This window comes from Amycolatopsis sp. NPDC098790 (assembly GCF_044759945.1).
In the GTDB taxonomy this organism is placed as follows: Bacteria; Actinomycetota; Actinomycetes; order Mycobacteriales; family Pseudonocardiaceae; genus Amycolatopsis.
Genome location: NZ_JBIWAI010000001.1, coordinates 2,382,042 through 2,405,998, shown reverse-complemented (window position 1 = coordinate 2,405,998; position 23,957 = coordinate 2,382,042). Strand labels below are relative to the sequence as shown.

General features: G+C 72.6%; 17 protein-coding genes. 6 read left to right on the top strand and 11 right to left on the bottom strand.

Annotated features, from left to right (window positions below; all coding sequences use genetic code 11):
- Positions 1-67 precede the first annotated feature (67 nt).
- The 4 genes from ACIQWX_RS12080 to ACIQWX_RS12065 all read right to left on the bottom strand — a co-directional run bounded on the left by ACIQWX_RS12080 (position 68) and on the right by ACIQWX_RS12065 (position 4,849).
- Entirely contained in the window at positions 68-1,597 is a 1,530-nt protein-coding gene (locus ACIQWX_RS12080; protein WP_400868564.1) for a DHA2 family efflux MFS transporter permease subunit, read from the bottom strand.
- Positions 1,598-1,664: 67 nt separating this feature from the next.
- Positions 1,665-2,933, bottom strand: a complete 1,269-nt coding sequence (locus tag ACIQWX_RS12075; protein WP_400868562.1) for a YeeE/YedE family protein — start codon at positions 2,931-2,933, stop codon at positions 1,665-1,667.
- Between the two features lie 164 nt (positions 2,934-3,097).
- Positions 3,098-3,820, bottom strand: a complete 723-nt coding sequence (locus ACIQWX_RS12070) for a hypothetical protein (RefSeq protein WP_400869561.1) — start codon at positions 3,818-3,820, stop codon at positions 3,098-3,100.
- A 195-nt stretch (positions 3,821-4,015) separates the two neighbouring features.
- On the bottom strand, positions 4,016-4,849 hold the full coding sequence (locus ACIQWX_RS12065; RefSeq protein ID WP_400868560.1) for a Bax inhibitor-1/YccA family protein: 834 nt from the start codon (positions 4,847-4,849) through the stop codon (positions 4,016-4,018).
- 320 nt (positions 4,850-5,169) lie between these two features.
- On the opposite strand from ACIQWX_RS12065, the gene ACIQWX_RS12060 reads away from it, so the two are divergent.
- The 4 genes from ACIQWX_RS12060 to ACIQWX_RS12045 all read left to right on the top strand — a co-directional run bounded on the left by ACIQWX_RS12060 (position 5,170) and on the right by ACIQWX_RS12045 (position 10,892).
- Positions 5,170-6,615 carry a collagen binding domain-containing protein gene (locus ACIQWX_RS12060; RefSeq protein WP_400868558.1) on the top strand — a complete coding sequence of 482 codons (1,446 nt, stop codon included), beginning with the start codon at positions 5,170-5,172 and terminating at the stop codon, positions 6,613-6,615.
- Positions 6,616-6,821: 206 nt separating this feature from the next.
- The gene (locus ACIQWX_RS12055; RefSeq protein ID WP_400869558.1) at positions 6,822-7,496 is read left to right on the top strand and encodes a class F sortase; all 675 of its coding nucleotides are present in this window, start codon (positions 6,822-6,824) and stop codon (positions 7,494-7,496) included.
- Positions 7,497-7,596: 100 nt separating this feature from the next.
- Positions 7,597-9,591 (top strand): SDR family oxidoreductase, encoded by a 1,995-nt coding sequence (locus tag ACIQWX_RS12050; RefSeq protein WP_400868556.1) that lies wholly within the window; start codon positions 7,597-7,599, stop codon positions 9,589-9,591.
- Positions 9,592-9,695: 104 nt separating this feature from the next.
- Positions 9,696-10,892, top strand: coding sequence for a cell division protein DivIVA (locus ACIQWX_RS12045; RefSeq protein WP_400868554.1), 1,197 nt, complete (start codon positions 9,696-9,698; stop codon positions 10,890-10,892).
- Between the two features lie 227 nt (positions 10,893-11,119).
- Here ACIQWX_RS12045 and ACIQWX_RS12040 read toward each other — a convergent pair whose 3' ends face one another.
- From ACIQWX_RS12040 to ACIQWX_RS12025, 4 genes are read right to left on the bottom strand one after another with little or no spacing between them, the layout of a single operon-like run.
- On the bottom strand, positions 11,120-12,445 hold the full coding sequence (locus ACIQWX_RS12040) for an amidase (protein WP_400868552.1): 1,326 nt from the start codon (positions 12,443-12,445) through the stop codon (positions 11,120-11,122).
- A 48-nt stretch (positions 12,446-12,493) separates the two neighbouring features.
- Positions 12,494-13,096, bottom strand: coding sequence for a LuxR C-terminal-related transcriptional regulator (locus ACIQWX_RS12035; RefSeq protein WP_372663443.1), 603 nt, complete (start codon positions 13,094-13,096; stop codon positions 12,494-12,496).
- 35 nt (positions 13,097-13,131) lie between these two features.
- Positions 13,132-13,404, bottom strand: coding sequence for a WXG100 family type VII secretion target (locus tag ACIQWX_RS12030; protein ID WP_400868550.1), 273 nt, complete (start codon positions 13,402-13,404; stop codon positions 13,132-13,134).
- Positions 13,401-13,658, bottom strand: coding sequence for a WXG100 family type VII secretion target (locus tag ACIQWX_RS12025; RefSeq protein WP_400868548.1), 258 nt, complete (start codon positions 13,656-13,658; stop codon positions 13,401-13,403). The genes ACIQWX_RS12030 and ACIQWX_RS12025 overlap by 4 nt, the downstream gene beginning before the upstream one ends.
- A gap of 179 nt (positions 13,659-13,837) precedes the next feature.
- On the opposite strand from ACIQWX_RS12025, the gene ACIQWX_RS12020 reads away from it, so the two are divergent.
- Together ACIQWX_RS12020 and ACIQWX_RS12015 are read left to right on the top strand one after the other, a co-directional pair.
- Positions 13,838-17,086, top strand: coding sequence for a BTAD domain-containing putative transcriptional regulator (locus ACIQWX_RS12020; RefSeq protein WP_400868546.1), 3,249 nt, complete (start codon positions 13,838-13,840; stop codon positions 17,084-17,086).
- A gap of 185 nt (positions 17,087-17,271) precedes the next feature.
- A complete protein-coding gene (locus ACIQWX_RS12015; RefSeq protein ID WP_400868544.1) occupies positions 17,272-20,895 on the top strand; it encodes a BTAD domain-containing putative transcriptional regulator in 3,624 nt (1,207 codons plus the stop codon).
- On the opposite strand, the gene ACIQWX_RS12010 is transcribed toward ACIQWX_RS12015, so the two are convergent.
- From ACIQWX_RS12010 to ACIQWX_RS12000, 3 genes are read right to left on the bottom strand one after another with little or no spacing between them, the layout of a single operon-like run.
- Positions 20,851-22,248, bottom strand: coding sequence for a GH1 family beta-glucosidase (locus ACIQWX_RS12010; protein ID WP_400868542.1), 1,398 nt, complete (start codon positions 22,246-22,248; stop codon positions 20,851-20,853). The two genes, ACIQWX_RS12015 and ACIQWX_RS12010, sit on opposite strands and share 45 nt — an antisense overlap.
- The gene (locus ACIQWX_RS12005; protein WP_400868540.1) at positions 22,245-23,060 is read right to left on the bottom strand and encodes a carbohydrate ABC transporter permease; all 816 of its coding nucleotides are present in this window, start codon (positions 23,058-23,060) and stop codon (positions 22,245-22,247) included. The genes ACIQWX_RS12010 and ACIQWX_RS12005 overlap by 4 nt, the downstream gene beginning before the upstream one ends.
- The gene (locus ACIQWX_RS12000) at positions 23,057-23,953 is read right to left on the bottom strand and encodes a carbohydrate ABC transporter permease (protein WP_400868538.1); all 897 of its coding nucleotides are present in this window, start codon (positions 23,951-23,953) and stop codon (positions 23,057-23,059) included. The genes ACIQWX_RS12005 and ACIQWX_RS12000 overlap by 4 nt, the downstream gene beginning before the upstream one ends.
- Between the last annotated feature and the right edge of the window lie 4 nt (positions 23,954-23,957).

The window sequence follows — 23,957 nt, the reverse complement described above, 5'->3', positions numbered from 1 at the left end:
GCGGGTCGTGAGTGGGAAACAGGGTTAGAACACTATTTCCCACTCACGACCGGCCGCGGGAGGCTCGCTAGTGGACCATCACCGGCGGGGCCGCCTCCTCGCCTTCCGAGGTGGCCGCCGCCGGTTTGGTCTTCGGCAGGAACAGCGCCGGGATCACGCACAGCACCACCAGCACCAGCGACCACACGAACGTCGTCGAGAACGCCTCCGCCGCCACGCCCGTCGCCGCCGCGTGCGTCTCCGGGTTCAGGATCGCCGCCGTCGCCGCCAGCTGGCCCTGGGCCGTCGGGACGCCGAACTTGCCCGCCAGCAGCGCCGCCAGGATCGTCGCCATCACCGCCGAGCCGATCGCGCCCGCCGTCTGCTGGACGATGTTCGTCGCCGTCGAAGCGCGGGCCATGTCCTTCGGCTGCAACGTCTGCAGGGCCGACGTCGTGATCGGCATCATCGTGCAGCCCATGCCCAGGCCCATCACGAACAGCGCCGACAGCAGCGTCCAGTACGGCGTCGTCGCCGTGACCTGGGTCAGCACCGCCATCGACCCGATGATCAGCACCATGCCCGGCAGCACGATCTTGCGCGCGCCGACCTTGTCGACCAGCCGGCCCGTGATCGGCATCGTGATCATCGCGCCGATGCCCTGCGGGGCCAGCAGCAGCCCCGCGTTCAGGGTCGATTCGCCGCGCACCAGCAGGAAGTACGTCGGCAGCAGCATCATCCCGCCGAGGAACGCGACGAAGAACAGCGACATCGTCACCATCGCCACCGTGAACGAGCGGTTCTTGAACAGCCGCAGGTCCACCAGGGGGTTCGGCACGCGCAGCGCGCGCAGCACGAACGCCACCAGCAGCGCCAGCCCGGCCAGCGCCGGCAGCCACACCTCGACCGCGCCGACCCCGCCCGCGGACGGGATCTTCGAGACGCCGAAGATCAGCGCCGCCAGCCCCGGCGACACCATCAGCATGCCCAGGAAGTCGAAGCGCGACGCCGTCTCGGGCTCGTCCTTCGGCAGCAGCCGCCACGCCAGCAGCAGCGTGATGATGCCGATCGGCACGTTGATGAAGAAGATCCAGCGCCAGCTCACCGCGTCGACCAGCCAGCCGCCGAGGATCGGGCCGCCGATCGGGCCGAGCAGCATCGGCACGCCCAGCACCGCCATCACCCGGCCGAGCCGCTGCGGGCCGGCCGTGCGGGTCAGGATCGTCATGCCGCACGGCATCAGCATGCCGCCGCCGAAGCCCTGCAGGACGCGGAAGATGATCAGCGTTTCGATGTTCCACGCCACGCCCGCGAGCATCGAGCCCGCCAGGAACAGCACGATCGCGACCATGTAGAGCCGCTTGGTGCCGAAGCGGTCGGACGCCCAGCCGGTGACCGGGATCACGGTCGCCAGTGCCAGGAGGTAGCCGGTGGCGACCCACTGGATGACGTCGAACGAGGTCGAGAACTCGATCGTCAGCTTCTGCAGCGCGACGTTGACGACCGTGGTGTCCAGGATCGCCATGATGGCGCCGAGCACCACCACGGACGCGACTTTCAGGACGCCGGCGTCGAGCGCGTCACCGTTCGGCGCCGAGCCGGTTCTTTGCGTAGCCATAAGGAGATTTCCCCCAGTTTCGTCGTTTCGTCCGCGACGATACCGGGGGCCACCGACAAAACGCGCCTCAGCAGATGCTGTCGGTCGGCACCGGGTTCGCCAGCCCGAACAGCGGCCGCAGCTTCAGCCCCACCCACGTGCCGCCGAGCGCGAACACGCCCCACAGCCAGCCGTGCAGGCTGCCGGTCGAGATCCCGCCCAGGTACGCGCCGATGTTGCAGCCGCCGGCCATCCGCGCGCCGACGCCCATCAGGATGCCGCCGAGGATCGCCGCCACCGCCGTGCGCCACGGGATCGAGCTGTGGATCTTCCACGCGCCCGCGGCCGCGGCGGCCACCGCCGCGCCGATCATGATCCCGATGTCGGTCAGGCTGTTCTTGTCCTTCCAAATCGGGCCGGCCAGCGACGCCGCGTTGGACTTCTGCCGCCAGAACTCCCACGACTCCGGGTGCAGCCCGAACACCTGCAGGATCTTGGCGCCCCACAAGGAGAACGCGCTCGTGACGCCCCAGATCCCGCCGGACACCAGGAACACCGCGCCGGCCAGCACGCCCAGCACGACGGCGCCGACGAGCATCGGCCACGAACCGCGGAAGACGCGGGCGAAGCCGCGCGCGGTCGGCACGACGTCCACCGGCGGCGGCGTGCGGCGGCGCTGCACCGCGCGCGTGACCAGCACGATCCCCGCCAGCACGGCGATCGTGATCGCCCACGAGCCGAACCAGCCGACGTGGTCGGCCAGCAGCACGCCCGGGAAGGCCGGCCAGCCGTTCAGCAGCGGGTACGCCCAGGTGTAGAGCACGGACCCGGTGATGAACCCGCCGAGGGTCAGCACGATGGTCGACTGGCCGGACCCGACCGCGAACAGCGTGCCGGACGCGCACGCGCCGCCGAGCTGCATGCCGATCGCGAACAGCGTCGCGCCGACGAAGAGGGCGAGCCCGAGCGGGCTGGCCGTCGGCGCCGGCTTGCTGCCGAACAGGCCGGCGCCGGTGCCCGCGATCAGCGCGATCAGCGTCGCGGCGGTGCCCAGCAGGAGCGTGTGGGCGCGCAGGCCCTGGCCGTTGCCGACGGCGATCAGCTGCCGCCACGCCGACGTGAAGCCGAACCGCGAGTGGAACAGCGCGAGCCCGAGGCCGAGGCCGAGCAGCAGCAGGACGCCGAACTTGGCGCCGTGGCTCGCCCAGACGTACCAGGTCAGGCCGGCCGCGAGGACCCCCGCGACCGCCAGCGGGACCACGCGGACGGGCTCCTCCGGCTGCGGGACGGGCGCGGCGCAGGAGGTGGGGAAGTCGAGGAACTTCGGTTCACCGGCAGGGGATTCGGTCGTCGCCACCAGTACTCCAGGCTCGGGCGGGCAGGACGCCCCAAGTTAGGTCCGATGATCGCTTCTGCGCAGCTCGTCGCACACTGTGGGACGAACGGAGCAATCCGGGTACCCCTGAACGCGAAGAAGGCCTCCTCGCGAAGCACGCGAGAAGGCCTTCGACGAAGTGGCAGCTAGTTGGTCTTGACGCACATCGTCGTCGCCGGCTGCGGGTAGATCGCGACGCGGGTGGCTTCGGTGCCCTCGCAGACGCTCTCGCTCGCCTGGCCGTCGACGACCTTCACGAGCTCGGCGTCCTTGGTCGGGTCGGTGCACGCGACCTTCTGGTAGCCCTTGGTCGTCGACGAGAAGTTCGCCAGGCAGTCGCCCTGCTTGGCGTTGATCATCAGGCACAGCTTGTACGAGCTGCGGCCGCTGACCGAGTAGGTGTCGTAGCCGGAGTCGGAGCCACCGGGGCACTGGTCGCTCGCGCTGTCGAGCTTCGCGGCGATCTTGACGTTGGCCTTCGGGTCGCCGCAGTCGGCCTTCGCCGGGTCGTCGCCGCCCCGGGTGAACTCGGTGATCGACAGGCAGTCACCGACGTTGGAGCTGGCCGGCGAGCTGTTGAACGACACGATCCCGATGACCACGGCGACGATCACGACGACGCCGATGACGCCGAACTTGATGATCGTGCCGGTCTTCGACTTCTTCGGCACCGGCGGCGCGGGCGGGAACTGGCCGCCCTGGAACTGGCCGGGCTGACCGGGCGGCGGCGGGTACTGGCCGGGCGGCGGGCCGTACTGGCCGGGCTGCCCCTGCGGCGGGGTGCCCGGCGCGGCGCCGAACTGGCCCTGCTGGCCGTACTGCTGCGGCTGACCGCCCGGCGGCGGCCCGTAGGGATCGGGCTGACCCACCGGCTGCTGGCCCCCGGGGGCCGGAGGGGGAACGCTCACTGTGCACCTCACACATGTGAAATGAAGAACCGACCGGCACATCCAACACGCAGGGTGAGCACGGCCCGCAGCGGGGTCCCCATATGCACGAATTACCCACAAAGAAGGCGCCCCGTTTGATTACGGAGCGCCTCCATTGCGGAACGGTGAGCCAAGTTACTCGCGGAGGTAGGACAGCAGCCGCAGGATCTCCAGGTACAGCCACACCAGCGTCGTCATCAGGCCGAACGCGGTGTACCAGGCCCACTTCGACGGCATGCCCTCGCGGATCATCCGGTCGGCCTGGTCGAAGTCGAGCAGGAAGCTGAACGCCGCGATGCCGATGCAGACGATGCTGAAGATGATGGCGAGCGGGCCGCCGTCGCGCAGCGGGTTGAAGCCGAAGATCAGCGAGCTGATCAGGTTGAACAGCATCAGGACGGCGACGCCGACGACGGCACCGACGATCCACTTGGTCAGCTTCGGCGTCACCTTGACCGCGCCGGTCTTGTAGACGACCAGCATGCCGATGAAGACGCCGGCGGTGCCGATGATCGCCTGCAGCGCGATGCCCGGGTAGACGACCTCGAACACGCCGCTGAGCGCGCCGAGGAAGAGCCCTTCGGCCGCCGAGTAGACGAGCGTCAGCGGGCCGCTCGGCTTCTGCCGGAAGATGATCACGAGCGAGACGACGAGCCCGACGACGAGGCCGCCGAGCATGGCGCCGATCAGGGCGCCGGACAGCCTGCCGGTCTCGGCGAGCTGGTTCTGGGCCCAGATGCCGGTGACGATGCCGGCGAGCAGCGCGACGCCCAGGCTCATGCCGGTCTTGACGACGACGTCGTCGACCGTCATCGGGCGGTCGCCCTCACCGGACCGGGTCTGCCCGGGGCCGTACCCGGGCACGCCGCCCTGGGGCTGGTTGAAGCCCACCGGGGGGCCGTACTGGCCGTAAGTCTGCGTTCCGCCGTGCGGCAGGTTGCGGAACGCCGGGTTGCTACTGGAACGCACCTGATCCTCCTGGATCTGCTGCTTCGTGGATCGACGCTGCATCGGGTTCAACGACCGCCGGGAGCGAGCGGTTCCCGTCGAGTAAAGACGACTTTACTCGACGGCGGGCCCCTGGCCTCGGTGGACACCGTATGCGACGGAGATCACGACCGTTCGGCGACAGCCACCCGAAGAGCGGTAGACACCCCAGCCCCTTCCGAGTGACCCTCACCTGGCGTGCGCGGTTGCTCACCGTGCGCGCGTCGGGGACTGGATCAATCACGTGACCTGCGGAGACGCGGCGGCACCGCCACCGCGTCCGACGAAGGAGCCTGCACACCATGAGGTGGTCGACACGTCCCCGCGCGGGCGTCCGCGCACTCACCGGCCTGGTCGCCGCGGCCCTGCTGGGCGCGCTCTCCGTGACCGTCGGGGCCCCGGCGGCCTTCGCCGCGAAGCAGGAGGGCATCGGCTACGCGGTCCAGCCCGGCCAGGACGGCACCGGCCCCCGGAACTGGCTGGGGTCCTACGTCGTCGGCGGCCAGCAGGTGTTCTGCGTGAGCTTCCAGCTGAAGGCGCCGGACACCGGCGAGGTCTATAAGCCCGGCGACGAGCTGCTGACGAAGTGGGGCACGAAGCTCCCGGCCGACCAGGCGGCGAACATCTCGTACCTGCTGCTGCGCTACGGCGACACGAAGAAGCCGGACGAGGCCGCCGCGCTGGCGCACCTGCTGCACTCGTGGACGTCGGCGCCGCGCACGCCGGCGGACCTCGACCCGTCGCTGCCGGCCGCGAAGCTCGGCTACGACGCGCCGTTCCACCTGAAGGGGCTGCCCGCGAGCGCGCAGGCCGCCGTAGAAGCGCTGACGTCCGAGGCGGCGGCCAACCGCGGCCCGTGGACAGCGTCGGTGGCCACGCCGAAGGAGCCGCAGTACCCCGGTGAGGCCGCCGAGTGGACGGTCACGGTGAAGAACGCCAAGGGCAAGGGCGTGCCCGGCGTCCCGGTGAAGCTGGTGGCGACCGCCGCGGCCATCGGTGGGGAGCCGGCCGCGGGGAACGCGAGCCCGCAGGCCGCGGCGAAGGACGTCACGCTCGACACGGGCGCGGACGGGACCGTGAAGGTGAAGCTGACCCCGACCGGCGAGCAGCCGAAACTGGTGGCGTCGCTGTCCGCGCCGGCGGACCGGCCATACGTGCGGGTGCCGGTCGACACGGAGAAGCAGCGGGTCGTCTCGACCGGCGGCGAGAAGGAGCTGACGGCGCAGGGCGTCATCAGCGTCACGAAGCCGGGCAAGGTCCAGGTGGCCAAGACGGACGCGAACACGGGCAAGGGCGTCGGTGGCGCGGTCCTGCGGATCACGGGCAAGGACAAGGCGACGGCGGCGCTCGGCCAGGACGGCAAGCCGCTCACCGGAGCCGACGGCAAACCCGTGGTGGTCACGACGGACGGGGCGACGGGCGCCGTGACGGTCGATGGTCTGCGGGCGCCGCAGGAGATCTGCGTGGTGGAGGCGAGCCCGCCGCCGGGTTACACGAACGCGTACGACCCGAAGAACCCGCCGTCGGCGTGCGGGACGGTCAAGCCGGGCGAGACGCTGGCGTTGACGGTGGTGAACAAGCCGAACGAGGTCCCGCGCGCGATCCCGGCCGGTGACGCGCCGGTGGCCCAGGCGCGGGGTGCGGTCGAGACGAGCTATTCGATGCCGGGGCTGGCCGGGCTCGGCCTGCTGGTGCTGGTGGGCGCCGGGCTGGCCGCGTTCGGGGCACGACGGGCGTCGCGGAGGTAGCGGCGTTGGCGGGAAAGGACACCGGCGGCTGGACCGGCTGGTCGGCAGAGGACGACGGGACGCTGTACCGCCCCGCCGGTCGGCCGGCGCGCAACACCGACCGGAGCGCGGCAAGTCCCGGCTGGTCCGCGGACGACACCTGGGCCGGCTGGGGCGAAGCGGACCCAGTCGGCGAATGGGCACCCCGGAAACCGAAGCGCGGGCGCCTGCTCGTCGGCTTCGCGCTCGGCGCGGCCACCGTCCTCGCGATCCAGTTCGGCAGCACCGTCGTCACCTCCGCACCGGCCGCCGTCGTGGCCGGGACCGCGCTGCCCGCCGCCGGTGCCGCCGCCCCGGCGGCCCGGCCGGCCACCCCCGCCCCGCCGTCGACCACCACCCCCGCCCCCGCAGCGCCAGCGGCGCAGACACCGTCGTCGACGAAGCCACCTCCTCCGCCGCCACCCCAGCAACCCGGCACCGTCCGGCTTCCCGCCGGCGGCACCGCTTCCCTCGTCCGCAAGGACCTCGGCCCCGGCGGGGAACTCCCCGTCCCCACCGATCTGCGCCAAGCGACCTGGTGGGGCGCCGACCTGGACGCCGCCGGCGGGGCGAGCGTCTTCGCCGGGCACGTCAACTGGCGGGGCGCCACCGGGCCGTTCGCCGAGCTGTGGAACGAGAAGATCGGCGGCGAAGTGACCATTGTGGACACTTCGGGCAAGACGTGGCGCTACCTGATCTCGCAGCTGGTCACCGTGCACAAGGACGACCTGCCCGCGCGCGCCGACGACCTGTTCGGCCAGTCCGGGCCGCACCGCGTGGTGCTCGTGACGTGCGGCGGCCGGTGGGTCGGCGGCTCGGACGGCTACGAGGAGAACCGCGTCGTCATCGCGGACCCCGCCTAAGTTACTCGTGGGTAACATCACGTTTCGGCACGGTGGTCACTGACGCCCGCATGCAGCAGAATGCCCAGGGTCAGGGCAAGCGGTGAGAGGTGTGAAGACGATGGCGACGTTCTTGGTGACCGGGGCGACCGGACTGATCGGGCGCCAGTTCACCCGGCTGCTGCTCTCCCGCCCCGACGACGACCGCGTCGCGCTGCTGGTCCGCGCGTCGAGCAAGGCCAAGCTCGCCGCGCTCGTGGACCAGTGGCCGCACTCCGACCGCGTCACGCTCGTCACCGGCGACCTCGGCGAGCCGCTGCTCGGCGTGTCCGAAGCGGACCGCGAGGAGCTGCGCGGCACCGTCGACCACGTCGTCCACCTGGCCGCCCTCTACGACCTCACCGCCGACGACGAAGCCAGCGTCAAGGCCAATGTGGACGGCACGCGCGCCGTCGTCGACCTCGCCGCCGACCTGCGCGCCGGCTGCCTGCACCACGTGTCCTCGGTGGCCGTCGCGGGCGACCACGAAGGCGTTTTCACGGAGGAGATGTTCGACGCCGGCCAGCGGCTCGTCACGCCGTACCACCGGACGAAGTTCGAGGCCGAAAAGATCGTCCGCGAGCAGGACCAGGTGCCCTGGCGGGTGTACCGCCCCGCCGTCGTCGTCGGGCACTCCGAGACCGGCGAAATGGACAAGATCGACGGCCCGTACTACCTCTTCCCGGCGATCAACCGGCTGGCCGGGCTGCCGGACGTGCTGCCGATCGTCGGGCCGGACCTCGGCGACACCAACATCGTGCCGGTCGACTACGTCGCCAAGGCGCTGCTGGAGCTGGTCGTCAAGCCCGGGCTGGACGGCCGCGCGTTCCACCTGGTCGACCCGGAGCCGCAGCCGGTCGTCTCGGTCTACAACGCCTTCGCGAAGGCCGCGGGCGCGCCGACGATCACCGCGCAGCTCGGCGAAGGCCTGTCGAAGCGGATCGTCGGGCTGGTCAAGCTGACCGAGCACATCCCCGGCGTCACCATCGCGCGCGACGCCGTCATGGAGCGCTTCGGCATCCCGCCGGTGCTGCTGGAGACGATGGCGTTCCCGTCGGTGTTCTCCTCGGCCGAGACGCGCAAGGCCCTCGCCGGCAGCGTCGAGGTCCCCCGGCTGGAGGAGTACGCGCCGACGCTGTGGCGCTACTGGCGCGAACACCTCGACCCGTTCCGCGCGCGCAAGCACGGCCCGCGCGGCGAGCTGGACGGCCGCCGGGTGATCATCACCGGCGCGTCTTCGGGCATCGGGCGCGCGACGGCGTTGAAGGTCGCGGCCGCGGGTGGCGTGCCGCTGCTCGTCGCGCGGCGCCAGCACGAGCTGGAAGAGGTCCGCGACGAGATCGTCGCCGCCGGCGGCACCGCGTCGGTCTACCCCGCCGACCTGACCGACGAGGACTCGGTGCGCAAGGCCGTCGACGCGATGCTGGCCGAGCACGGCCGGATCGACATGCTGGTCAACAACGCCGGCCGGTCGATCCGCCGGTCGATCAAGCTGTCCTACGACCGGATGCACGACTACGAGCGCGCGATGGCGATCAACTACTTCGGCGCGGTCCGGCTGATCCTCGCGGTGCTGCCGCACATGTCGGAGCGGAAGTTCGGGCACATCGTGAACGTGTCGTCGATCGGCGTCCAGGGCATCGCGCCGCGCTTCTCGGCGTACGCGGCGTCGAAAGCGGCGCTGGACTACTTCTCGCGGATCGCGGCGACCGAGACGCACGGCGACGGGATCACGTTCACCACGATCCACATGCCGCTGGTGCGCACGCCGATGATCCGCCCGACGAAGATCTACGACGCGTTCCCGACGAAGTCGCCGGAGCAGGCCGCGGACATGGTGCTGAAGGCGCTGGTCGAGCGGCCCAAGCACATCGGCACGCCCGCCGGGCAGGCGATCGGGCTGGCCTACACGCTCACGCCGGGGCTCACCGACGCCGTCGCGTACCAGGGTTTCCGGATCTTCCCGGATTCGGCCGCGGCGGGCGGTTCGGGCGGGCTCAAGATCGGGCGTGGCGAGAAACACCTCTCGCGCGCGGCGATGGCGCTGGCCCGGCTTTCGCGCGGGTTCCACTGGTGACGCAGCGTTTCCGGGGCAGGGCCGTTCCGGCGACACGCGACACGTGTTGGTGATTCGTTAAGCCGGACGGCGGAAGCGGACGGTCCCCGGGTACGGTCGGGCCCATGGTTCCTGAGCGCGACCCCGCCGCAACCGCCCTCAACGGCCTCCTCCCCCTTCGCCGCGAGTACACGCAGGCTTGGCACGGCTTCGACCGCAACGAGGTCCGGCAGTACCTGGACCACGTCGAAGCGCAGCTGCGCCGCGTGCTCAGCGAACGCGACGCCGCCGTGGCGCAGGCCGCCGCGGCGACCCGCGAGGCCGAGACGGTCCGGTCGCAGGTGGCGGCGCTCGAAGCGCGCGTCGAGGAGCTGAAGAAGCCGCCGGAGCGGCTCGAGGACCTCGACGAGCGGATGCAGCGGACGGTCACGCTCGCGCAGGCCCGCGCCGACGAGATCATCAAGCGCGCCGAGGCCGCCGCGGAGAAGACGTGGGCGGGTTCGACCGAGGCGTCGACGAAGCTGCGTGAGCGGTACACGAAGCTGGTCGCGGAGCTGGACAAGCAGGCCGACCTGCTGCACTCGGAGCACGAGAACGCGCTCGCCGAGACGCGCGCCGAGGTGCAGCGGCTCACCGTCGAGGCGGCCCAGCGGCGCGAGCTGCTGGACAACGAGGCGGAGCGGAAGCGGCGGAAGCTCGAGCGCGAGTTCGAGGCGTCCCAGGCGGCCCAGAAGGCGGCGCTGGAGAAGCACGTCGCGGACCAGCGCACGGCGAGCAAGAACCAGGCCGAGCGCCGGCTCGCGGAGGCGACGGCGGAGGCCAAGCGGCGGCTCGACGAGGCCACGGCGGAGGCCCGCCGCCGCCTCGACGAGGCGACTACGCAGGCGGCCCAGCGCACGACGGTGGCGAACCGCAAGGTCGAGCGCCTGGCGGAGATCCGCGAGCAGGCGCGCAAGAGCCTGGCGATGGCGGAGGACATCCTCAACCGCAGCGAGACGCAGCTGGCGACGCTGCCGGAGGAGGCGGTGATCCCGCAGGCGTCGAAGCTGGTGGGCGGCGACGCGGACTCCGCGACGACGCCGTCGGCCCCGGTGGTACCGGTGGTCCAGCCGTCGATCCCGGCTTCGGCTTCGGTTTCGGCTTCGGTCAAGCCGGCGGTGAAGGCCGCTCCGGCGCCCAAGCCCGTGACCCAGGCGCCCAAGCCGGCACCCCAGGCGAAGCCGGGCAACGCCCCGGCCAACTCGAACGGCCCGGCGACCAAGCCGGCCAACGGGAACGGCGCCAAGCCGCTGACCCCGACGGCGAGCAAGCCGGGTTCCTGAGCTTTTACGCCGAAGGCCGCCTCGAACGTTTCGAGGCGGCCTTCGCGGCGTTCCGGGGCTGAGCAGCCCCCGTTTTCCACGCTACCGGCGAGCACCGACAGTTCCGGCGCCCCGGCGCGAGTTGTCCACAGCCTGGGTCAAGCGCCCCAATGTGGCCTTCGGTGCGTCAGACGCACCCAAGGCGGCCTTCGGTGCGTGAGACGCAACCAAGGCCACATTGGGGCGCTTCAGGAGCGGGCGGTGCGAGGCCACGGGTTCGCGGACTCCAGCTGGGCCGCCAAACCCAGCAGCAACGACTCCTCCCCCGGCCGCCCCACCAGCTGGACCGACGTCGGCAGCCCCGACCGGACCGACCGCCCCACCGGGACCGTGATCGCCGGGTACCCCGCGAAATTCCACTGCCCCGTGAACCCCGCCAACCGCGTCGACGGCAGCACGTTCGTCAACCACCGCCGCTCGTGCCACCGGCCCGCCTTCACCGGCCAGTGCGACAACGTCGGCGTCATCAAGACGTCGTGCGACTCGAAGTACTCCGCGGCCCGCGAGACCCACCGGTCACGCGTGCGCGAGCGGATCAACCCGGCCCGGGACAGCAGCCGGCCGACCCGGACGTGCATGCGGGTCCGGCGCTGGAACCGGGTGACGTCGAAGCCGCGAGCCTGCTCGGCCGGCCCCGCCAGCCAGCGGGCCGTCATGCCCAGGACCATCGTCGCCGGGTAGCGGGGCGCCGACGGCGTCACCGCGTGCCCCGCCGACGCCAGCAGACCCGCCGCCTGGGAAACCGCCGCCACCAGCTCGCGGGGCACCGGCGTGTGCAGCAACGGCACCGTCGTCGACATCCCGATGCGCACCGCGGACGGCGAAGGCACCGACGCCAGCGAAGGATCACCGGCCAGCACCGAGTACAGCAGCGCCGCGTCTTCGACGGTCGTCGCCAGCGGGCCGTGGACCGACATGCCGAACCAGCCGCCCTCCGACAGCTCGCCCGCGCCCGGTTTCAACCCCACCAGCCCGCACATCGCCGCCGGGAGGCGGACCGAGCCCATTCCGTCCGTTCCGTGGGCCAGCGGGACCAGCCCCGCCGCCACCGCCGCCGCGCTGCCGCCCGACGAGCCGCCCGAGGCGTACGTCGGATCCCACGGGTTGCGGGCGATGCCGTCCGGGGTGTCGCTCATCGGCCAGACGCACAGCTCCGGCACCCGCGTCAGCCCGACGAGCACCGCGCCCGCCGCCCGCAGCCGCTCGGCGATCACGCCGTCCGCGTCGAAGGGCGACGACGGCCCCGCCAGCGAACCGTGCGACGCGTACTCGCCCGCGATCTCCGTGACGTCCTTGACCGCGACGGGCACCCCGGCCAGCGGCAGCGACGCCAGATCGGGCCGCGCGGCCAGCGCGGCGGCTTCCTCGAGCGCCTCGGCCGAGCGCACCCGGCGGAACGCGCCGACGACGCCGTCCGCCGCCGCGATCCGGTCGAGGGCCTCCTTGGTCACCTGCACCGGGTCGAGCTGCCCGGCCCGCACGGAAGCCGCGATCTCCGCGGCGGTCGACACCATGATCGCGACCCTAGCCCACGGAAAGGTGACAGTGGCAGAGAAAACGTCTCAGATAGCGCCCGCCCGCAGCGCGTAAGCGACGGCGTGGGCGCGGTTGTTGAGGCCGCAGCGCGTCATCAAGCCGTAGAGGACGTTCTTCACGGTCCGCTCGGAGTAGCACAGCTTCGCCGCGATCTCCTCGGTCCCGAAGCCCTCGGCGACCAGCCGCAGCACGTCGCACTCGCGCGCCGCGAGCCCGGACAGCGTGAGGCCGTTCGGCTCCAGCACGTCCTTGCGCATCCTCTGGACCTGCGAAAGCAGCGCCCCCTGCAGCCGCGGCGGCAGGTTCGCCGTGCCGTCGCCCGCGGCGAGCACCGCCGTCACCAGCTCGGCCCCGCCCGTCTCGCGGCGCGGCAGGATCGCGACGACGCCGCTCTCCAGCACCGACATCAGGTCGCTCTCGCGGAAGTGCTCGACCACCAGCACGACGTGCGACGCCTTCGCCGCCCGGATCTCGCCCAGCACCGCCTCGGTGACGTGCTCCTCCATCACCAGCAGCACGTCGGGCACCAGGTCGGTGATCCGGACGTCCGGATGGCTTTCCAGGAGGCTCACCGCGCCGGCGTGCGTGATCGGGTCCGAGGCGAGGACGGTCACTTCGACGGGCTTCATGGACGCAGTGTGGACGGCCCGTCTTCACGCCGTCCCTATTCCGTCTTCACGCCCGTGAAGACGGAGCCCTGCAGCTCGCCGAACGCGTCCCGCGCCCGCTCCAGGCACGCCGGCATCCGCTCGGCCGCGCGCCCCCACTCGCGCTTCGCGCGCAGGTACTCCTCACGCGCCTCGCCGGTCCAGCCGGCCAGCTCCGGCTCCACAGTGGACTCCAGCTCGGCGAGCAGGTCACCCAGCTCGCCGGTGATGGCGCCCATCCGGTCGAGCACCAGGTCGGCGAAGCGGACGTCCAGCTCGGGCCTGCTCATGGCCGCCGCGGCAGCGGCACCCGGCCGCCGGTCGTCTCGAGCAGCTGCGCGAGCCGCGAGAGGATCACGTCGAACTCCTGCTCCCAGTCGCTCATCGCCTGGCCGAACCGCACCGACGCCTCACCGCGCCAGGACGCCTGCACCAGCGCCATCTCGCTGGCGACGTCACGGAGGTGGGAGCCGGCTGCGTCGACGGCGTAGGCGAACCGGGCGGCCGCCCGCTTCATGTCCTCCGTCGGCTCGGCTGTGGCCATTTCGGGCTCCTCGAGGTCTCGGCGCCCCCGAGCGTCGCGCACGCCGCGGCCCGGCGGAACCCCGCCCGTGCGCCGTTGCCCGAATGTCCGCCATCCTTGCCTGCCGGTTCACGACGGCCGCGTATGCTCACGTCAGGCATCCGGCGCGTGACGGTTCGTCAGCGCACGAAGGGAGACCGATGTCGGCTGCGGACGGCTCCGCACCGAGACTCCAAATGCTCGGCCCGGTCAAGGCGTGGCAGGGTGAATCGGAGCTCGACCTCGGCTCCGCGCACCGTCGGACGGTTCTCGCGGTCCTCGCGATGAACCCGAACCGCACGGTTTCGCGCGAGGAGCTGATCGACGCCGTCTGGGGCGAGGCGCCGCCGCAGAGCGCCCAAGGATCCATCTACACCTACGTCTCCGGGCTGCGGCGCGCGCTCGAACCCGGCCGCGCCAAAGGCGAAGGCCCGCAGCTGCTCGCGTCGATCGGCTCCGGCTACTCGCTGCGCCTGGACGCCGGCGCGATCGACGTCCACCGCTTCGAAGCGCTGCGGGAACTGGCCCAGCGCAAGCAGTCCGCCGGCGATTTGCGCGGCGCGCGCGAGGTCCTCGACGAGGCACTCGACCTCTGGCACGGCGTCCCGCTCTCGGGCCTGCCCGGGCCGTTCGCCGCCGCCCAGCGCGCGCGGCTGGCCGAGGTGCGGCTCGCGACGATCGAGCGACGCGCGGAGATCGTGCTGGAGTCCGGCGGGCACGCCGAGCTCATCGCGGAACTGACCGCGCTGACCCGCGAGCACCCGTTCCGCGAGACGCTGCGCGGCCTGCTCATGCGCGCGCTGGCCCGCTCCGACCGGCGGACCGAGGCGATCGCCGTCTACACCGACGTCCGCGACCGGCTCGTCGAGTCCTCGGGCACCGAGCCCGGGCCCGCGTTGCGCCGGCTGCACGACGAGCTGCGAGACGAGCCGGCGCCGAAACCGCCGCCGCCCGTGCGCGTGCCGCGGTCGCCGGTCACGGCGATGCCCGAGCGCGCCGACGTCTTCGTCGGCCGGGAGGCGGAGCTGGCCCGGCTGCGCGAAGCCGTCGAGGACGTCGCCGCGGGTACCGGGCGCTCGCTGTGGCTGGAAGGCGAACCGGGCAGCGGCCGGACGGCGCTGCTGGCCGAACTGCTCGCCATGGCCCATGACCTCAAGCCCGCCTTCGCCGCGGCGGACGCGCTGGACCAGCGGTTCGCGCTGCGGCCGCTGCTGGACGCGCTGGGCGTGCACCCGCGGGCCACCGACGAGCGCCGCGCGAACCTGGCCGCCCGGCTCGGCGAGCGGTCCGGCGAGGACCCCGTCGACGGGCTGCTCGGGCTCGTGCGCGAGCTGTGCGCGGAGGCGCCGCTGGTGCTCGTCGTCGACGACCTGCACTGGGCGGACGACACCACCCTGCGCGTCTGGCGGTACCTCGGCCGCGAGACGCGGGAGCTGCCGCTGCTGCTGGTGGGCGCGTGCCGGCCGGTACCGCGACCGGCCGCGCTCGACGAGCTGCGAGCCGAGCTCGACAACGATGTCACGACCGTCGTCGCGCTGACGCCCCTGTCCGAAGCCGAGACCACCGAGCTGGCGACCGAACTGGTCGGCGCGCCACCCGGGCCCGGGCTGCGGACACTGGTCTCCTACGGGGCCGGAAACCCGCGCTACACCAGGGAAATCGTCGAGACGCTGCTGGCGCAGTCGATGATCGTGCTCGACGGGGTCCACGCGCACCTGGACGGCAACTCGCGCCAGACCATCCCGGCGCCGCTGGGGTCGCGGATCACGATGTACCTGAGCTTCCTCTCCAGCGGCACGCGGGACACGCTGCGCTGGGCCGCGCTGCTGGGCGGCGAGTTCTCGCTGTCGGACATCGCCGTCGCGACCGAGCGGCCGCCGACGGCGCTGGTCGGCGCGGTCGACGAGGCGATCACGTCCGGGGTGCTCGTCGAGTCGGGCGACCGGCTGGCGTTCCGGCACCCGTTGCTGCGGCGCGTGCTCTACGAAAAGACGCCGGCGGCGATGCGGGTGGCGCTGCACCGGCAGCTGGCCGAGGCGTTCGCGGCCGCGCGCGCTCCCGCCGCCCGCGTCGCCGGGCAGCTCGCGGCCGCGCCCGCGCAGGTCGACCCGTGGGTGACGACGTGGCTGCTGGACAACATCGGCGCGGTCGCCACCGAGACCCCGCGCGTCGCCGTCGACCTGCTGCGCCACGCCGTCACGCAGGGCGCGCTGCCGCCGGACGCGCGGGAGACGCTGACCGCGACGCTCGCGCGGCTGCTGTTCTGGCTCGGCCGGGAGCCCGAAGCCGAAGCGCGCTCGGTCGTCGCGCGGACGTCCGACAGCCGTCGCGCGGCCGAGATGCGCTGGATCCTCGCGTACGTGTACTACCGCCGCGGTGACTTCGCCGAGGCGACGGCCGAGCTGAAGCGGACCCTCGACGACGCGGACGTCCCTCAGATGTGGCGCGGCCGGCACGAATCGCTGCTGGCCACGCTGGAGCGGCTCGGCGACGAGACGGTCCTGGCGCCGGCCGGGCTGCACCCGCTGGACGACGCGGCGCTGTCCGTGCCGACGCTCGACAGCCTCGACGAGGCCGCGGAGCCCCTGCAGGCCGCCCGCCGGATCGCGGCGACCCGCGCGGTGCCGGGCGAGATGCACCTGGCGGGCGCGGTCCACTACTACTGGCTGGGCCGCTGGCCCGAGGCCCTCGAAGAGCTGGACGCGGTGATCCGCGACGGCGCGGAGACGGCGTCGTACGTCCTGCGCAGTCCGGGTTCGGCGCTGCTGGTGCACGGCGTCGGCGCGTTGATCGCCGGTCACCGCGGCGAGGTGGCCGTGGCCCGGACGCACCTCGACACGGCCGGGCGCCGGCAGTGGCCGCCGGGGCTGGAGCCGGACGGCGGCGACTTCCTGCTGGCGGCCCGTGCGCTGCTGGCGGAGCAGGACGGCCGGCCCGAAGCGGCGCTGGCAGCGTTGCTGCCGCTGCTGGAGGAGAACTACCCGCCGGCCGCGCGTCACCAGTGGTTGCCGGACGTGGTCCGGTTGGCGCTCCGGCTGGGGGTGCCGGAGCGCGCGCAGGAAGCGGTGCGCTTGCTGTCGGTGGAGGGCGAGATCCCCCCGGCCCACGCGGCGGCGGCCGCGCACTGCCGCGGGCTGGTGAGTGGTGACCCGGAACCGGTGCTGACGGCAGCCTCGCACTACCGCGCGGCGGGCCGGGTGCTGAAGCAGGCGAAGGCGACCGAGGACGCGGCGATCCTGCTGGCGGAGTCGGGCTCGCTCACCGAGGCCAGGACGGCGTTCCGCGCGGCGCTGACGGCGTACACGGGGATGGGCGCGGTGTGGGACGTGCGGCGGGCGGAGAGCCGGATGCAGCCGTTCGGGATCCGGCGGGCTGGCGCGGTGCGCTCCCGCGCGGTCGCCGGCGAGTAAGGCCCGACCCGCACTCCACACGACATGAATGAGTCATTCACGTCGTGTGACGACATGAATGACTCATTCATGTCATCACGGCACCGGGCAACCCGATCGGGGGTTGCCACGTCAGTAAGCTCGCCGGAGTAGTTGTCCCTGGGGGATGGGGTCTGGGACGCGAGTCCCAGAGGGGACGGCACGACATGCCAGGGCAAGCGGACACCGATCTGCGCGTGGGCTTGCTGGGCCCCCTGCGGGCCTGGCGCGGGGCGGCCGAAATCGGCCTCGGCCCCGCCCGCCAGCGCGCGATCTTCGCCGTGCTCGCGATCAACGCCGGCCGGCCCGTCCCGCGCGCCGAACTGATCGCCGGTGTCTGGGGTGACTCCGCGCCCGCGAGCGTCGAGGGCAGCGTCCACACCTACGTTTCGGGCCTGCGACGTGCGCTCGAACCCGATCGGTCGCGGTGGTCGGCGGCCAGCGTCCTCGTCTCGGACCCCGCCGGGTACTCGCTGCTGCTCGGCGAGGACGCGCTCGACGCCGCCGTCTTCGAACGCCACCGCGACCAGGCCCAGCACCACCTGGACCGCGGTGATCCGCGGGCCGCCGTCACCGAGCTCGACGCCGCCCTCGCGCTCTGGCAAGGGGAAGCGCTCTCCGGCGTGCCCGGCGGGTTCGCCGAGCGGCACCGCGAATACCTCGCCGAGCTGCGGCTGAACACCCTCGAACGGCGCGCCCAGGCCCTGCTCGCCCTCGGCGGTCACCTCGACCTCGCGCCCGAGCTGGCCGTGCTGGCCGGCGAGCACCCGCTGCGGGAATCCCTGCGCGAGTCGCTCATGCTCGCCCTCTACCGCGGCGGACGGCCCGCCGACGCCCTCGACGTCTTCCGCGACGCCCGCGCCACCCTCGTCGGCGAGCTCGGCGTCGAACCCGGGCCCGCGCTGCAGCGGCTCCACCAGCGGATCCTCGCCCAGGACCCGGGCCTCGACGCGCCCGCGGCGCCGGTCGAGGTCACCGGGCACCGGCTCTTCGGCCGGGAAGCCGAGACGGCCCGGCTCGCCGAGCTCGTCGCCGACGTCCGGGCCGGGCGCGGCCGGGCCGTGTGGATCGAGGGCGAAGCCGGGATCGGCAAGTCCGAGCTGCTCACCAGCACCCTGCCCGACGGCCCCGGCTTCCAGCGCCTCTGGGCGGCCGCCGACGAGCTGAGCACCCGCTTCCCGCTGCAGGTGATGCTGGAGTGCCTGGCGATCGACGCGCATTCGGCCGACCCGCGGCGCGCGCGTCTCGCCAAAGAGCTCTCGGGCGACCCGGTGCGGCGCAGCTGGGGACCCGCCGACCCGGTGCTCGGTGCCGTCGACCGGCTGCTGGCCCTGGTCGACGAGCTGTGCGCGGACTCGCCGCAGGTGCTGGTCGTCGACGACCTGCAGTGGGCCGACGAGGCGTCCGTGCTGGTCTGGCACCGCCTGTGCGCGGCGACCCGGCAGCTGCCGCTGCTGCTGGTGGCCGCGACCCGGCCGGCGCCGGACCGCGCCGAGCTCGCCCAGCTGCGGCGCGGTGTCCAGGCCCGCGACGGCGTCGTGCTCGACCTGGCCCCGCTGAGCGGCGACGACGTCGGACGGCTGATCGAGGACCAGATCGGCGCGGCACCCGGTCCCGGGCTGCGCGAGCTGGCCGCCCGTGGCGCCGGAAACCCCTTGTACGTCAAGGAAATGGTCGACGTCCTGCTGCACGCCGGTGCGCTCGAGGTGAGCGGCGGCGCGGCCGACGTCGACGACCCGGCGGAGTTCGAGACGCCGAGTTCGCTGGTCGCCGCGGTCGACCGGCGGCTCGACTTCCTGCCCGCGCGCACGCAGGAAGTCCTGCGCTGGGGCGCGTTGCTGGGCATGGAGTTCGCCGTCGGGGACATCGCCGCGGTGCTCGGCACGCGGCCGTCGGACCTGCTGGAACCGCTCGAAGAGGCCGTCGCCGCGAACGTCCTGATCGACACCGGGACGCAGCTCGCGTTCCGGCATCCCCTGCTGCGCCAAGCCCTTTACGACCGGCTGCTCGCCGGGACGCGGGCCGCGCTGCACCGGCAGGCCGCGGAAGCGCTTGCCGGGATCGGCGCACCGGTCAAGCGCGTCGCCGAGCAGCTCGTCGCGGCACCGGCCACAGTGGACGACTGGGTGCTGGACTGGCTCGCCGCGCACCACGCGGCCGTGTCCAACCGGGCGCCGCTGATCGCCGTCGAGCTGCTGGAACGCGCGCTGGCCGCCGGCGCCGGGGACCGTCGCGAGGTCCTGCTCGTGGCACTGGTCAAGGTGCTGTTCCGGCTGGAACGCGCCCCGGAAACCCTGGCGCAGCAAGCACTCGAAGTCGCCACCGAGCCGGACGCCGCCGAGGAGATGCGGCACGTCCTGGCGGCGCTGCGGCACCGCCGTGGTGACACCGAAGGCGCGGTCGCGACGCTCGCCGCGTCCGTCGACGAACCGGCCGTGCCCGAGCTGTGGCGGGTCAAGCACCGGCAGCTGCTGGCGAACTTCCGGCGCGGTGACCTGTCCGATTTGGACACCGCGGAAAAGGCGGCGTACGAGACGAAGTCGTTCGCCGACGGCGACCGGTACCTGACCGCGCACGCGCTGCAGTCGTTGTGGCTGGTCGATTCGGTGCGTCGCGAGCACGACTCCGCGCTGGCGCACATCGACGCGGCGATCGAGGCCGTCGGCGACGAGCACGAGCTGGCCGACCTGCACCTCGACCTGCTCGACAACCGCGTCTTCACGCTGCAGAACCTCGACCGGCTCGCCGAGGCGGACGCGGCCCTGCGCGCGGCGGGCGACGTCGCGGCGCGGCACGCGATGCCGGTGGGGCTGCAGGTTTCCGTCGCGGTGCACCGGTACTGGGAAGGCCGCTGGGACGAGGCACTGGTCGAGCTGGACACGGTCACCGAGGACGGCCCGGCGATCACGTTCTACGGCCTGCGCGAGCCCGGCCCGGCGGCGCTGCTGCTGCACGGCGTCGCGGCCCTGATCGCCGGGCGCCGCGACGACCGCGCCCAGGCGGCAGCCCACCTCGACGCGGCGGAGGAGTACGCCCCGGCGACCGGCGCCGAGCGTGAGAGCTTCGACTTCCTGCTGGTGGCGGACGCCTTGGCGGCTGAGCAGCGCGGCGACCGGGTCCGCGCGATGGCGATCCTCGAGCCGATCCTGAACCCGACGTACGCGCAGATGATGCTGCGCCACCAATGGCTTCCGGCGTACGTCCGGCTGGCGATGGAGCAGGACGAAGTCGACCGGGCCCGCCGCGCACTGGCGGTGTGCGAGGAGGAGGCGGCGAAGGAGCGGCGTCCGGCTCGCGCCCACGCGGCGGCGTCGTGGTGCCGCGGGCTGATCGAGGAGGACCCGGCGGCGGTGCTGGCGACGGCGGAGCACTTCCGGGCCGTCGGCCGCCGCCCGGAACTGGCCACGGTGCTGGAGGACGCGGCGGTGCTGCTGGCCCGCGCGGGCCGGCTGGACGCGGCGCACGCGGCGTTCGAGGAGGCGGCGGAGCTGTACACGTCGCTGGGTGCCCGCTGGGACTTGCGCCGGGCGGAGACGCGCTTGCGACGGCTGGGCGTGCGCCGCGGAGCGCTGTTCTCGCCGATCCGGCCGGGACACGGGTGGGAGTCGCTGACGCCGATCGAGGTCCGGATCGCGAGCCTGGTCGCGGACGGGAAGTCCAATCCGGACATCGCGGCCGAGCTGTCGTTGCCGCGACGAACCGTGCAGGCGCACGTGGCCCGGTTGCTGGGGAAGCTGGAGACGCCGTCACGCTCGGGCGTCGCCGACGCCTTCCGGCAGCAGCGGCCCTAGCGCGTTCGCCTTGGCGACCCGGCCCAGGAAGCGGCCCGAGTCCTTCACCGTGCGGACCTGCGTCTCGAAGTCCACGTGCACGAGCCCGAACCGCTGCGAATACCCCATCGCCCACTCGAAGTTGTCCAGCAGCGACCACGCGAAGTACCCGCGCACGTCCGCGCCGGCTTCGATCGCCTTGTGGACCGCGCCCAAGTGCTCCATGAAGTAGTTCACCCGCGCCGCGTCGAACACGCGGCCGCCGACCACCTGGTCCACAAAGGACGCACCGTTCTCCGCCACCACCAACGGCAACCCGGACCGCGACGACAGCCACCCCAGCAAATCGGTGAACACCGCGGGCGCCTGCTCCCAGCCGAACGCCGTCAACGGCGGCCGGGCCGGCAGCACGTCCAGCCCGCGCAACCCCGGCAACGGGCAGTTGCCGTGCACCAACGGGTCGTCGAGCGGCGTGACCCGCGCCGGCGCGTAGTAGTTTACGCCCAGCCAGTCGATGGCCGCCGCGATCGTGTCCGTGTCGCCGTCGCGGACCGACGCCGCGAACCGGCCGCCGTGGTGCTCGACGTCCGCCACGACGTCGGCCGGGTAGCCGAGACCCAGCACCGGGTCCAGGAAGAACCGGTTGTGGATCCCGTCGAACTTCCGCGCGGCCTCGAGGTGCGCCGGCGAAGTACCGTCGGCGAGCGCGGGCGCGAAGTTCAGCGCCAGCGAGAACTCGTGGCCCGGCCGCGCCTGCGCGGTCAGCGCCCGCGTCGCCAGCCCGTGCGCCAGCAGGAGGTGGTGGGCCGCGACCAGCGCCGTGTCGTAGTCCTGGACGCCCGGCGCGTGCACCCCGCTGCCGTACCCCAGGAACGCCGCGCAGAACGGCTCGTTGATCGTCGTCCACTGGTCGACGCGGTCGCCCAGCGCGTCGTGCACGAAGGTGGCGTAGTCCGCGAACCGATACGCTGTATCGCGCGATGGCCAGCCACCGGCGTCCTCCAGAGCCTGCGGCAGGTCCCAGTGGTACAGCGTAAGAACCGGCGTGACGTTCCGGCCGAGCAGCTCGTCCACCAGCCGGTCGTAGAAGGCGAGCCCGGCAGGCGACGGCGTCCGCCCGTCCGGCATCACCCGCGGCCACGCCACCGAAAACCGGTACGCGTTCAGGCCGAGGTCCGCCACCAGGCCGATGTCCTCGGGGAAGCGGTGGTAGTGGTCGCAGGCGACCTCGCCGGACGCGCCGCCGGCGACGGCACCCGGGCGAGCCGCGAACGTGTCCCAGACGGACGGTCCGCGCCCGTCCGCGGTCACCGCCCCTTCGACCTGGTAGGACGCGGTCGCCGCGCCCCACAGGAAACCCGTCGGGAAGGTCATACCGGCGCCCCTCTCAGAATCCCCCGCACGATGTGGCGGCCCAGCAGCAGGAACAGCGCGATCACGGGCAGGACGCCCACGGTCGCGCCCGTCAGCATGAGCGCGTAGTCGGTGTAGTACCCACTCGCGAGCCGGGAAAGCGCGACCTGCACGGTCGGTGTCTCGTTCGGGTCGAGGACGACCAGCGGCCAGAAGTAGTCGTTCCAGGTGGCCATGAAGGTGAGCATCGCGAGCACCGCGGCCGCCGGGCGCAGCGACGGGACGGCCACGTGCCAGTACGTCCGCAGGATCGAGCAGCCGTCGACGGTCGCCGCGTCGACCAGTTCGGCGTCGATCGCGTTCTCGCACGCCTGCCGCATCCAGAACACGCTGAACGCGCTGAGCAGCCCCGGCACGATCACCGCCTCGAGCCGCCCGTACCAGCCCAGTTCGCCGACCACCAGGTACAGCGGGATGACACCGAGCTGCGCCGGCACCATCGCCGAGCCGACGACCAGCAGGAACAGCGTGTTGCGGCCGGGGAACCGCAGCCGCGCGAAGGCGAACCCGGCCAGGCTCGCGAGCACGACGTTGGACACCATCACCGTGCCCGCGACGATCAGCGAGTTGCCCAGCGCCAGCCAGAAGTCGACGGTGTCGAACACGCGGCGCACATTCTCGAAGAGGTGGCCGCCCGGCACCAGCAGCGGTGACGTCTCGCCGATCGCCGCGTTGTCCCTTGTGGACACCACGAACGACCAGTACAGCGGGAAGAGCGACGCGCCGAGCACGCCGATCAGCACGGCGTAGACCCAGCCGCCGGGGCGCCTCACGCCGCCCTCACGAACCGGCGCACCAGCCGGTAGTTGACCAGCGCGAACCCCGCGCAGACCACGAACAAGACCCACGTCAACGCGGCCGCGTAGCCGGCGTCGAAGTGCGTGAAGCCCTTCTCGTACAAGTACATCGCGAGCGTCTGGAACTGGCGGTCGTTGCCGCCGGTGCCGCCCGACCCGCCCGCGTCGAACAGCTGCGGCTCGGCGAACAGCTGCAAGCCGCTGACCGTGCCGGCGATGGCGGTGAAGGCGATCGCGGGCCGGATGCCCGGCACGGTGATGGACCAGAACGTCCGCCACCGGGAAGCGCCGTCCAGCGCCGCGGCCTCGTAGAGGTCGCCGGGGACGGCCTGCATCGCGGCCAGGTAGATCAGCGCGTTGTAGCCGGTCCAGCGCCAGAGCACCATCGACGCCACCGCGAAGTGCGACGTCCACCGCGTCGCCTGCCAGTTGACCGGCGCGATGCCGAACCAGCCGAGCACCTCGTTGACGACGCCGTAGTCGCGGCTGAACAGCTGCCCGAACACGAGCCCGATCGCCACGACGGACACGACGTTCGGCAGCAGGACGCCGGTGCGCCACCAGGTCGCGCCGCGCAGCGGGCGGTCGAGCAGCGCCGCGATGCCCAGGGCCAGCAGGAACTCCGGGACGGCGGCGAGCAGGAAGATGCCGACGGTGTTGGCGAGCGCGTTGTAGAAGTTCGGATCGCCGAGCAGCTCGCCGTAGTTCGCCAGGCCGCGGTAGCCCTGGTCGCCCTCCAGGAGGTTCCAGTCGTGCAGCGACACCCACGCCGTGTAGAGCAGCGGGAACGCGCCGAACACGAGGAACAGGACGAAGAAGGGCGCGACGAGCAGCAGCGGCGTCGCCTTGCGGTCGAAACGAGCGAACACGCGC